At 72.4% G+C, this 12,190-nt stretch carries 8 protein-coding genes; 5 read left to right on the top strand and 3 right to left on the bottom strand.

Going from position 1 to position 12,190, the window contains the following annotated elements; genetic code table 11:
* The first annotated feature begins 96 nt into the window (after nucleotides 1-96).
* From eccCa to AB0J76_RS10340, 3 genes are read left to right on the top strand one after another with little or no spacing between them, the layout of a single operon-like run.
* Nucleotides 97-4,086: a type VII secretion protein EccCa gene (gene eccCa / locus AB0J76_RS10330; RefSeq protein ID WP_352325333.1), complete on the top strand. Its 3,990-nt coding sequence runs from the start codon at nucleotides 97-99 to the stop codon at nucleotides 4,084-4,086.
* Complete coding sequence (locus AB0J76_RS10335; RefSeq protein ID WP_352325334.1) at nucleotides 4,086-4,370, top strand: hypothetical protein; 285 nt, start codon at nucleotides 4,086-4,088, stop codon at nucleotides 4,368-4,370. Before eccCa ends, AB0J76_RS10335 begins: the two co-directional genes overlap by 1 nt.
* Nucleotides 4,367-5,437, top strand: a complete 1,071-nt coding sequence (locus AB0J76_RS10340; RefSeq protein WP_352325336.1) for a transglycosylase SLT domain-containing protein — start codon at nucleotides 4,367-4,369, stop codon at nucleotides 5,435-5,437. The genes AB0J76_RS10335 and AB0J76_RS10340 overlap by 4 nt, the downstream gene beginning before the upstream one ends.
* Nucleotides 5,438-5,440: 3 nt before the next feature.
* On the opposite strand, the gene AB0J76_RS10345 is transcribed toward AB0J76_RS10340, so the two are convergent.
* The 3 genes from AB0J76_RS10345 to AB0J76_RS10355 form a co-directional block, all read right to left on the bottom strand.
* A complete protein-coding gene (locus AB0J76_RS10345; protein WP_364389265.1) occupies nucleotides 5,441-7,867 on the bottom strand; it encodes a protein kinase in 2,427 nt (808 codons plus the stop codon).
* Nucleotides 7,868-7,957: 90 nt separating this feature from the next.
* The gene (locus AB0J76_RS10350) at nucleotides 7,958-9,106 is read right to left on the bottom strand and encodes a S8 family serine peptidase (RefSeq protein ID WP_352326955.1); all 1,149 of its coding nucleotides are present in this window, start codon (nucleotides 9,104-9,106) and stop codon (nucleotides 7,958-7,960) included.
* 90 nt (nucleotides 9,107-9,196) lie between these two features.
* A complete protein-coding gene (locus tag AB0J76_RS10355) occupies nucleotides 9,197-9,469 on the bottom strand; it encodes a WXG100 family type VII secretion target (RefSeq protein WP_352326956.1) in 273 nt (90 codons plus the stop codon).
* Between the two features lie 123 nt (nucleotides 9,470-9,592).
* Between AB0J76_RS10355 and AB0J76_RS10360 the strand changes: the two genes are divergently transcribed.
* Nucleotides 9,593-10,312, top strand: a complete 720-nt coding sequence (locus AB0J76_RS10360; RefSeq protein WP_352326957.1) for an SDR family oxidoreductase — start codon at nucleotides 9,593-9,595, stop codon at nucleotides 10,310-10,312.
* 36 nt (nucleotides 10,313-10,348) lie between these two features.
* The gene (locus AB0J76_RS10365) at nucleotides 10,349-12,100 is read left to right on the top strand and encodes a biotin carboxylase N-terminal domain-containing protein (protein ID WP_352326958.1); all 1,752 of its coding nucleotides are present in this window, start codon (nucleotides 10,349-10,351) and stop codon (nucleotides 12,098-12,100) included.
* Nucleotides 12,101-12,190: the final 90 nt, after the last annotated feature.

The following is a 12,190-nucleotide window of genomic DNA, read 5'->3' on the forward strand; positions in this document are numbered from 1 at the left end:
AACATAGCGAGACAGAGTTAACTCAGACCTCAACTCGGACGTTAGGCACATCTGGTAAGAAGGTTCTTCCGAGCACCAGAAGGGCCTGTCACAAGGGTGAGCATCGTCGTCGTACGGCGCCCGGAGCGCCGCCCCAGCCCGAAGTCGCCGCGCGGTGAGATCCTGCTGGAGTCCCCACCGGAGATCCCCGAGGTCCAGTCGCAAGGCATGATGGCGGTGCTGACGTACCTGCCGATGGTGGCGGGCGCGGCCGCGATGGGCCTGATGTTCACCGCCGGGGGCACCAACGCCAACCCCATCATGTACGTCGCCAGCGGCCTGTTCGCGTTCTCGATGGTCGGCATGACGGTCGGCCAGATGGGCCGCCAGGCCGGCGAGCGCAAGGCCCGGCTCAACGGCGCCCGCCGCGACTACTTCCGCTACCTGGCGCAGACCCGCAAGAAGGTGCGCAAGGCGGCGATCCAGCAGCGCGAGGCCCTGGAGTGGAGCGGCCCGGCCCCCGACACCCTGTGGTGGACCGCGATGGGCCCGCGCCTGTGGGAGCGCCGCCCCCGGGACGAGGACTTCAGCACGGTACGCCTCGGCACCGGCATCCAGAAGCTGGCCATCCAGCTCATCCCCCCGGACTCCAAGCCGGTCGAGGACCTGGACGCCCTGTCGGCCGGCGCGCTGCGCCGCTTCATCCGCACCCACTCGACCGTCGAACGCCTCCCGGTCGCCGTCGCGCTGCACTCCTTCGCCCGCATCAAGCTGGACGGCGACCCCGCCCTGGTCCGCGACCTGGTCCGGGCCATGATCGCGCAGATGGCCGTCTTCCACTCCCCCGACGACATGCGGATCATGGTGTGCGCGAGCAAGGAGTGGATGAGCCACTGGGACTGGGTCAAGTGGCTGCCGCACGCGCTGCACCCCGAGGAGACCGACGGCGCCGGCCAGGTCAGGCTCATGGCCGAGAACCTGGCCCAGCTCGACCGCCTGGTGGGCGCGGAGCTGAAGGAGCGGGCCCGCTTCAAGCCGGGCGCCTCGCCGGACGCGCTGCCGTACCACGTGCTCATCCTGGACGGCGGGCACGTGCCGCAGGAGTCGCAGCTCGGCGCGGACGCCATCGACGGCGTCACCGTGATCGACCTGTCGAACTCGGCCGGGACCGTCGAGGAGCGCAGCACGCTGCGGCTGCGCATCGACGCCGCCGGCTTCCACATGGTCAAGCTGGACCACGCCGGCCGCGAGAACACCAACCGGCTCGGCGACCCCGACGCGCTGGACTACCTGCGCGCCGAGGGCCTGGCCCGCCAGCTCGCGCCGCTGCGCGCCTCCTCGGCCAAGGGCGGCGACGCCCAGGACGTGCTGGCGGTGAACACGACGCTGACCGAGCTGCTCGGCGTCGGCGACCCGACCCGGCTGGAGCCGTCGGTGACCTGGCGGCCCCGCGCGGGCCGGAACCGGCTGCGGGTGCCGATCGGCCTCGGCGCCGACGGCCGGCTGGTCGAGCTGGACATCAAGGAGTCCGCCCAGGGCGGCATGGGCCCGCACGGCCTGGTCATCGGCGCGACCGGCTCCGGCAAGAGCGAGCTGCTGCGCACGCTGGTGCTCGGCCTGGCGGTCACGCACTCCTCGGAGATCCTCAACTTCGTGCTCGTGGACTTCAAGGGCGGCGCGACCTTCCTCGGCCTGGACGGCCTCTCGCACGTCTCCGCGGTCATCACGAACCTGGAGGACGAGCTGCCGCTCGTGGACCGCATGCACGACGCCCTGCACGGCGAGATGGTGCGCCGCCAGGAGCTGCTGCGCGCGGCCGGCAACTACGCCTCCCTGCGCGACTACGAGAGGGCCCGCGAGCAGGGCGCCAACCTGCGCCCGCTGCCCACGCTGTTCGTCATCCTGGACGAGTTCAGCGAGCTGCTGACGGCCAAGCCCGAGTTCATCGACCTGTTCGTGATGATCGGCCGGCTCGGGCGCTCGCTCGGCGTGCACCTGCTGCTGGCCTCGCAGCGGCTGGAGGAGGGACGGCTGCGCGGGCTCGACACGCACCTTTCGTACCGGATCGGTCTGCGCACGTTCTCGGCCATGGAGAGCCGGGTCGTGCTGGGGGTGGCCGACGCCTACGAGCTGCCGTCCGCGCCGGGCAACGGGTACCTGAAGTTCGACACCTCCGGCATGACCCGGTTCAAGGCCGCGTACGTGTCCGGCCCCCACCAGGTCGACCCGCGGCACGTCGCCACCACCGACGGCTCGGTGACGGTCCGGGAGATCGTCGAGTACGGGCCCGACTTCGTGCCCGTCCCGATGGTCGAGGAGCCGCCCGAGGACCCCGCGGCGCAGGAGGAGAGCAACAAGGCGCAGCAGAGCCTCCTGGACATCGTCGTCGGCCGCCTGGTGGGCCAGGGGCCGCCCGCGCACCGCATCTGGCTGCCGCCGCTGGCCGAGCCGCCCACGCTCGCGCACCTGCTGCCCCCGCTGACGGTCACGCCCGAGCTGGGGCTGTCCACGGCCGGCTGGACCGGCCGCGGGCGGTTGCAGGCCGTGGTGGGGATCATCGACCGGCCGTTCGAGCAGCGGCGGGACCCGTACTGGCTGGACCTGTCCGGCGCGGCCGGGCACGTGGGCGTGGCCGGCGGCCCGCAGAGCGGCAAGAGCACGATCCTGCGCACGCTGATCACCAGCATGGCGCTCACGCACACCCCCCGCGAGGTGCAGTTCTACTGCCTGGACTTCGGCGGCGGCGCGCTGGCCTCGCTGGAGGGGCTGCCGCACGTCGGCGGCGTGGCCTCCAGGCTGGACGCCGACCGGGTGCGCCGCACGGTGGCCGAGATCGCCTCGATCCTGCGCGACCGGGAGCGGGAGTTCACCGAGAACGGCGTCGACTCCATGAGCACCTACCGCAGGCGGGTCGCCGACGGCTCGCTCCAGGGCGACGGCTGGGGCGACATCTTCCTCGTCGTGGACGGCTGGCTGACGATCCGGCAGGACTTCGAGGCCCTGGAGCCGGTCATCACCGACCTGGCGGCGCGCGGCCTCGGCTACGGCATCCACGTGGTGGCGGCCACCGGCAAGTGGTCGGAGTTCCGGCCCGGCATCCGGGACCTGTTCGGCACGCGGGTGGAGCTCAAGCTCGGCGACGCGTACGAGTCCGAGATCAACAGGAAGAAGTCGCTGGCCGTGCCGGAAGGCGTGCCCGGACGCGGCCTGACCAAGGACGGCCTGCACTTCCTCGGCGCGCTGCCCAGGATCGACGGCGTGCAGGACTCCGACGACCTGGCCGCCGGCCTCCAGGGCCTGGTGCAGGCGATCGGGGACTCCTGGCAGGGCCCGCCCGCCAAGCAGGTCAGGCTGCTGCCGTCGGTGCTGCCCGCCGCGTCGCTGCCCGGCGTGGAGGAGACCGGCAAGTCGCGGATCGCGATCGGCGTGGACGAGGCCGCGCTCGCGCCCGTGCTGATCGACTTCGACGCCGACCCGCACTTCATCGTGGTCGGCGACACCGAGAGCGGCAAGTCCAACATGCTCAAGGTGATCGCCGAGAACGTCGTCGCCCGGCACACGCCGCGCGAGGCCATGATGATCGTGATCGACTACCGCCGGTCGCTGCTGGACACGGCGGTCAGCGAGAACCGCATCGGCTACGCCGCCTCCAGCGCCGCCGCGCTCGAACTGGTCAACGACGCCCGCAACGCCCTGCTCAAGCGCCTGCCGCCGGCCAACCTCACGCCCGAGCAGCTGCGCGCCCGCGACTGGTGGAAGGGCTCCGACCTGTACATCGTGGTCGACGACTACGACCTGGTGGCCACGTCCAACAACCCGCTGCTGCCGCTGGTCGAGCTGCTGCCGCAGGCCCGTGACATCGGACTGCACCTGGTCATGTCGCGGGCCATGGGCGGCCTGGGCCGGGCCATGTTCGACCCGGTGATCCAGCGCGTCAAGGACATGGCCAGCCCCGCGGTGATCCTGTCCGGCAGCAGGGACGAGGGCTTCCTGTTCGGCAACGTCCGCGCCCAGCCGCAGCCCCCGGGACGCGGCTTCGTGGTGGACAGAAGGTTCGGCTCGCGGCTGGCGCAGACGGCGTTCTGGCCGCCGGCGGAGGAGGAGTGATGGCAGGACTGGACATCCACTTCGAGGCCCTGGACGACTGCCGCATCGCGGCCAAGACCGTGGCGGGCAAGTTCGGCGACCTGGCGGAGAGCTTCCCCGCCGGCGCCGCCGACTCCTCGATCTTCGGCAAGCTGGCCGACTCCGCGGCCCTCGCGACCGCCGTGGACCAGGTGGAGAGCGTCGCCGACCGCGAGTTCGGCAAGGCCAGGAGCCTCGTCCAGAGCGTCGAACGGGCCCTGGACCTGGTGGAGAGCAACGTGCGGAAGGCGAACTCCCCGGCATGAGCGCACCGGAGGCGATCAACGCGCTGCCCGGCGGTCCCACGCTGGCCGCGCTGGCCGGGCAGGTGAGCGGCGACCCGGGCGCGATCCGCGGCATCGCCAAGCGCTGGCGTACCGCCGCGGGCAAGGTGCTGGCCGACTCCGGCGAGCTCGGCAGCGCCGTCACCACCGTGGATCTGGCCTGGGAGGGCGACTCGGCGGACGCGTTCGTCCGCTACATGTGGAGCTACGGCAGGGCCGGCCAGGACCTGCACGACGCGCTCAACTCCTGCGCCGACGCCCTCGACGCCGCCGCCGGCGTGCTGGAGAGCTCGCAGCGCCAGGTGGACGGCATCTGCGACCGCCTGCTCACCCGCGTCCAGAACCACCGGACGGCCAACCCCGACGCCAAGCAGGAGGACCTGGACGCCGAGATCGGCCGCCTGGTGCGCGAGGAGACCGAGAACGCCAGGAAACCGGTCAAGGACGCCAAGGACGCCGTCACCGACGCCAAGAACGCCATCGGCACGGCGCTGGGCGAGCGCACCACGACCTTCGCCCAGATCAAGGCGGCGGGCGACCAGGAGTTCGTGCCGGACGCCGGGCACCGGTTCGACTGGCGGCGTACCCAGAGCTACACCTCGCCCTATTCGGGCACCGGCGGCAGCCCCATCATCGGCGGCTACGGCCCGAGCGGCCCGCCCCCTCCCGCGGGCGGCGGGCCGGCGCCCACGGGCAAGGTGAAGCAGTGGATCGAGGAGGCCGTCGCCATCCTCAGGGAGCAGGGCTACCCGGTCGAGAAGATGAACGTCGACGACATCTGGATGATCATCCAGCACGAGTCGGGCGGGAACCCGCACGCGATCAACCTGTGGGACTCCAACGCCGCCGCCGGGCACCCCTCCAAGGGGCTCATGCAGACGATCGACCCGACCTTCAACGCCCACGCCCTGGACGGCCACCGGGACATCTACAACCCGGTGGACAACATCATCGCGGGCGTGCGCTACTCGATCGAGCGCTACGGCAGCGTATCCGCGGTGCCGGGGGTCGTGGGCATGAAGACCGGCTCCGGCTACCGCGGATACTGAGACCTAGCCGCAGTTCGCCCAGTCCACCTGGGTGTTGCCGATGCCCGCGCTGCCCGAGTAACGCACGCACTTGCCCTTGGCGAGGAGCTTGACCGGACCGGCGTAGTACTCGTAGTTGCCGCGGTCGGTGTTGCTCGGGCCGCCCTGCACCTCCAGGGTCGCGCTGACCGGCGTCGCCTTGCCGACGTCGGGGCCGGACTTGAGGGTGACCACGCAGTTCTGCCCGGTGCTGTTGTTGTACAGCTGGTACGTCGCGCCGCCGGTGTACGACGTGGACCGCTGGACCACGAAACCGGACCCGCACACCTGCGTCGGCGTGTAGGGGTTCGGCTTCGCCGTCGGCGTGGGCTCCGGCTCCTCGGTGGGCTCCGGCTCCTGCGTCGGCTTCTGGGTCGGCTTCTGGGTCTGGGTCGGCTGCTGCGTCGGCTTCTGGGTCTGCGTCGGCTGCTGCGAGGCCGTCGGGGTGGCCGTCTGGGTGGCCGTCGGGGTGCCCGACGCGGTGGGGGACGGGGTGGGCGTCTCGGACGGCTTCTGCGTCGGCTTCCCGTTCGGCCTCTGGGTGGGCGTCTCGGTCGGCTGCTGCGTCTGCGTCGCGGACGGGGTCGGCGTGACCGTCCTGGTGACCGTGGCCGTCGGCTCGGGCTCCTTGGTGGTCTTCCGCTCCTGCACGGTCGGCTGGATCGTCGGGACCGTCAGCTGCTGGGCCGCCGTCGGCGTCGGCACCGTGGTCAGCACCGGCACCTGCGGGGGGTCGGCGGAGGTGTCGTCGTTCAGCACCAGCGGGCCCACGCCGTCGTCGTCAGGGGACGGCGTGGTCGCCCAGGGGGCGGTGACCTCGGCCTGCGGCTGCGTGGGCACGGCGGTGACCGCCTTCTGGGCCGCCGCCGCCGCGCCCGAGGTGGGCGAGGCGGAACCCGCCGCGGCGGCGGGCTCGAAGGTGACGTTGGAGGAGTAGCGGCTCGCGCCCCACAGGCCGATCGCCGACAGCAGCATGACCGCGACCACGCCGGCGACCAGGCCGATGGGGAACGGCTTGCGCGCCGGTCCGGTGCTGCCCGCACCGGCCATCGCGGGCTGGGCCGGTTCGGCGGACGGGTTCTGCGGTCCGGGCGGCGGCCCCCAGGCGGCCTGCACGGGCACCGGCGGGTACTGCACCGGGACGCCCTGCACCGGCTCGTCGTCCATGGGAAGGTGCTGCATCGGGCCGGGCTGCATCGGGCCGGGCTGCATGGGCTCATGGCCCATCGGGCCCTGCGGCGGCACACCGGGCAGGAACGGGCCGGGCTGCATCGGGTCGTGCGCCATCGGACCGTTCGGGACCGGACCGTTGGCCATCGGGCCGTTGGGGACCGGGCCGTTCGGCATCGGGCCGTTGGGGATGGGGCCGTTGGGGATGGGGCCGTTCGCCATCGGGCCCGGGTGCATCGGGCCGTTCGGGATCGGGGCGCCCTCGATGGCCAGGGGCAGCACCGGCGGCCCGCCCGGCACGGGCGGCTGGCCCGGGAGCGGCGGCTGGCCCGGCACGGGCGGCTGGCCGTCGACCATGGTGACGAGGTCCGCCGGGTCGGACGGCGGCAGCTGCGACGGCGGCATCGGGGAGGACGGCATCTGCATCGGCACGCCGTCGATCGGCGCCTGCACGGGCACGCCCTCGATCGGCGCCGCCGGCATGGGGGCCTTGTCGTCCCCCAGCAGGCGCAGCAGCGCCGTGTACGTCGTGGGCCGTCCGGACACGTCCTTGGACAGCGCCGCGAGGACCGTCTGGCGCAGGGGGTCGGGCAGCCCGTCCACCACGGGCTCGTCCGTGAGCACGGCGTGCGCGTCCTGGCCGAACGGCGCGGAGCCGGTGGCGGCGAACACCACGGTCGCCGCCCAGGCGAAGACGTCGGCGTAGGGCCCGTACTGCAGGCCGTTGAGCTGCTCGGGGGCGCGGTAGCCGATCTCGCCGGCCGGGTCGCCGATCTCGATGTCGGTGACGCGCAGCCCCTCGCCGGTGAGGATCACGTTGCTGGGGGTGAGCCCTCGGTGCGCGAATCCGGCCAGGTGCACCGCGGTCAGCGCGGTGAGCATGCCGACCGCCACGCGTTCGAGCGCGTCGCCGGTCAGCGGGCCGTCGGCGGCGACGGTCTCGGCCAGCGAACGTCCCTCGACGTGCTCACGCACGACGTAGAGCAGGCCGTCCTGGACGCCGGCGTCGAGCGTGCGGGCCACGTACGAGCTGGACACCCGGCTGACGTCCTTGAGCCGGGTCACGAAGTCCGGGTCGGCCGCCGGGTCCACGGTCAGCGTCTTGATGGCGACCGGATCGGCGTCCTCGGACTCCTTGCCCAGATGAACGGCGCCACGCGGGCCCTGTCCCAACAGGCTCACGATCTCGTGATCGCCGATCCGCTCCGGTACTGCTGCCTGGGGGGAGTCCTTCTCCACCATGACCGTCCTTTCAGGAGTCCGTCATGATCAGAGACATTTAACCAAATACGCCCCATAAGCATCAGCAGTTTCGGCCACCCACTCTTACAGTTAACCGTCAATTCTTCCGATATCCGGCGGCGAGCCGGGCCGCCAGCGCCGCCTGCGTCCCATGGGCACGAACACCCAGGCCGCCAACGCCAGCCCGACCAGCGAGAACCCGCCCGCCGCGACCACCGTCGCGACCTCCATCGACCGCCGGTCCGGCGGCACGGCCTTGCGCACGACGGTCGCGGGCAGCGGCGGCGGCACCGGCGGCGCCACGGCCACCTGCTCCGACGGCAGCACCGCGGTCACCGCGAGCAGCGGGTTCACCATCCCCGCGCCGGTGCCCGTCCCGGACGCGCCGTCCGCGGTCAGCGTGATGCGCCTGCGCACCTGGAGCTGCGTCAGCCCGGGATGGCGGGCCCGGACGAGCGCGACCACGCCGGCCACGTACGGGGCGGCGTAGCTGGTGCCCTTCAGGTCCGACTGGTACCCCTTGAGCGGCCAGGTCGAGCTGACGCCCTCCCCCGGGCCGAGCACGGCGACCGCGTTGGGGTTGGAGAACGTCGAGCGCCCGCCGTCCGGGGTCGCCGAGCCCACCGACAGCACCCCGTCGTACGCGGCGGGGTAGGAGGGGGTCGACGTGCCGTCGTCCTTGGACAGGTTGCCGGCGGCGGCGACGATCACCACGTCCCGCCCCAGCGCGTAGTCGACGGCCGCCTTCAGGTCGGGGGTGTCGGAGGCCTCGACGGAGACGTTGATGACGTCGGCGTGCTCGTCCACGGCCGTCTTGATGGCCTTGGCCAGCAGGCCCACGTCGCCCCGGTCACCGGTGACGTACTTGATCGACAGCAGGCTCACGCCGGGGGCGACGCCGTGGAAGGGGATGTCCTTGCGCGGCAGGCCGGCGATGAGCCCGGCGACCGCCGTGCCGTGGCCGACGCAGTCGCGGTAGCCGGTGTTGGTGAGGTCGGCCTTGCCGCCCAGCCGGATCTGGGGGTGGGTCTCGTCCACGCCGCTGTCGATGACGGCGACCGTGACGCCCCGGCCCGTGGTCAGCGGCCACACCTTCTCCGCGTTGACCCGCCGCTGCGCCCAGGTCTCGCCGATCGCCATGGTGGCCTTCTTGGGCGTGCACCGCACGGGCGCGGCCTGCGCCGGCGCCGCCGCGAACTGCAGGGCGAGCATGCTCGCCGCCAAGGCGCGACCAATCATGGAAAAAGAGCGTAGCCTGCCCGATCCGGGAGGAAAGCTCCGCTCACGACGGAAGAAGCCCCGGCGGCGGACCAGGGCCCCCGTCCGTGCTCACTGCGTGGCGGACTCGATGTTCCGCTGGTACGTGCCGATGACCCGGGAAGCCTCCTGCAGCTCCTCGGTCATGCGCTGGAAGGCCGTGCGGTAGTTCTGCCAGGCCTGACTGAAACGCTGGGCTCCGGGGCCCGTCCACGCGGTGCCGACCTTGGCCGCCTCGCGGTCGAGCGCGGTCATGATGGTGCGGAGCGCCTCGGACTGCTGCGTGAACTGGCTGGCCATCTGCTGCATTTCCGCGGGGTTGCCGCCGAGCATACTCTGGCTCATGCATACCTCCTGGAACTGGTGAAAGCGCCCTCACCATAAAGCGGGCCACCGCCCGTCGCCCCCGTTATGCCGAGCGGCTATGGTCGTCCAGAGGATTATTCGGATCTAAGGAGTTATCCGCTCATGCGCGAGGTCGTGGTGACGGGTGGCGGCACCGGGATCGGCTACGCCATCGCCGAGGCGTTCGCCGCTCTCGGCGACCGCGTCACGATCACCGGCCGGCGCGAGCACGTGCTGAAGGAGGCCGCCGCGCGGCTGGGGGCGGCGTACGTGCCGTTCGACGCCGCGAGCCCGGCCGCCGTCCAGGGCGCGCTCGACAGCCTGCCCGCCCGCGTGGACGTCCTGGTCAACAACGCCGGGGGCAACACGAACCTGGAACGCGGCCAGTCCGGCGACCTGGCGGACGTCGCCGAGGCGTGGCAGGCCAACCTCAACGCCAACCTGCTGTCCGCCGTGCTGGTCACGACCGCGCTCGCGCCGCGCATGGGCGAGGGCGGCCGGATCGTCTCCATCGGCTCGATCGCCGCGCGCGGCACCGGGTCCGGCTCGTACGGCGCCGCCAAGGCCGCCGTCGAGTCCTGGACCGCCGACCTGGCCGCCGAGCTGGGCCCCCGGGGCATCACCGCCAACGTCGTGGCTCCCGGCCTGGTGATGGAGACCGAGTTCTTCCGCGGCAGGCTCACCGAGGAGGGCATCAGGGCCCGCGTGCAGAACACGCGTAACGGCCGCCCTGGCACCCCCTCCGACGTGGCCGATACCGTTCTCTTTCTGGCATCCGCGGGAGCCGGGCACATGACGGGGCAGGTGCTGCATCTGAACGGCGGCGCGTACCTCGGCCGCTGAGCACTCACGAGGACCACGAGGAAGGGACGAAGGTCGGTGCGGAAGGTTCTGATCGCCAATCGCGGCGAGATCGCCGTACGGGTGGCCCGCGCGTGCACGGACGCGGGGATCGGCAGCGTGGCCGTCTACGCCGACCAAGACATCGACGCCCTGCACGTCAGGGTGGCCGACGAGGCGTACGCGCTGGGCGGGCAGTCCCCCGCCGAGACCTACCTCGACATCGCCAAGCTGCTCGACGTCGCCGCGCGCGCCGGCGCCGACGCCGTCCACCCCGGCTACGGCTTCCTGGCCGAGAACGCCTCGTTCGCGCAGGCCGTCATCGACGCCGGCCTCACCTGGATCGGGCCGCCCCCGGCCGCCATCGCCGCGCTGGGCGACAAGGTGCAGGCCAGGCACATCGCGCAGAAGGTCGGCGCGCCGCTGGTGGCCGGCACCAAGGACCCGGTCTCCGGCGCCGAGGAGGTCGTGGCGTTCGCCGAGCAGCACGGCCTGCCGATCGCGATCAAGGCCGCGTACGGCGGCGGCGGCCGCGGCATCAAGGTCGCGCGCAGGCTGGAGGAGGTCGCCGAGCTGTACGAGTCCGCCGTGCGCGAGGCCGTGGCCGCCTTCGGCAGGGGCGAGTGCTTCGTCGAGCGCTACCTCGACCGTCCCCGGCACGTCGAGACCCAGTGCCTGGCCGACCGCGCGGGCAACGTGGTCGTGGTCAGCACCCGCGACTGCTCGCTCCAGCGCCGCCACCAGAAGCTGGTGGAGGAGGCGCCCGCGCCGTTCCTGTCGCCGGAGCAGATCGACATCCTCTACACCAGCTCCAAGGCCATCCTGAAGGAGGCCGGCTACGTCGGCGCCGGCACCTGCGAGTTCCTCGTCGGCCAGGACGGCACGATCTCCTTCCTGGAGGTCAACACCCGGCTGCAGGTCGAGCACCCGGTCAGCGAGGAGGTCGCGGGCGTCGACCTGGTGCGCGAGATGTTCCGGATCGCCGACGGCGAGCTCCTGGGCTACGACGACCCGGCCCTGCGCGGCCACTCGATCGAGTTCCGGATCAACGCCGAGGACGCCGGCCGCAACTTCCTGCCCGCCCCCGGCACCCTGACCGCCATGCGCACCCCGGCCGGTCCCGGCGTCCGCCTCGACGCGGGCTACGAGGCCGGGATGACGGTGCCGCAGACGTTCGACTCGCTGGTGGCCAAGCTGATCGTGACCGGGCGCACCCGTCACGAGGCCCTCGACCGGGCCCGGCGGGCGCTGGCCGAGTTCGAGATCGACGGCATGCCGACCGTGCTGCCCTTCCACCGGGCGATCGTGACCGACCCGGCGTTCACGTCCGAGCCGTTCACCGTGCACACGCGGTGGATCGAGACCGAGTGGGACAACCCGGTCGAGCCGTACGCGGGCGAGGTGGCCACCGCGCCGGCCGCTCCGGCGGCGCGCGAGACGGTGACGGTCGAGGTCGGCGGCAAGCGCCTTGAGGTGGTGCTCCCGGCCGGCCTCGGCATGGCCGGCCCCGCGCCCGCCGCGGCCAAGGCGCCGCGCCGGTCCGGCGGCGCGCGCAAGCACACGACGGCCGGCGGCGACGCGCTGGTCAGCCCCATGCAGGGCACGATCGTCAAGGTCGTCGCGAACGACGGCGACGTGGTGAGCGAGGGCGACACGGTCGTGGTGCTGGAGGCCATGAAGATGGAGCAGCCGCTGACGGCCCACAAGTCGGGCACCGTGACGGGCCTGTCGGCCGCCGTCGGCCAGACCGTCACGTCGGGCGCCACCATCTGCGAGATCAAGGACGCCTGAGCCCGCTCCCCTGTGCATACGCGCCGTCGCGGGCAGGTAACGTGCCCAGTGAGGAACTTTGCCGACCGCCCGTTCGTCCTCATGGGCGAA

This window comes from Nonomuraea sp. NPDC049624, from assembly GCF_040675255.1.
Lineage (GTDB): Bacteria > Actinomycetota > Actinomycetes > Streptosporangiales > Streptosporangiaceae > Nonomuraea.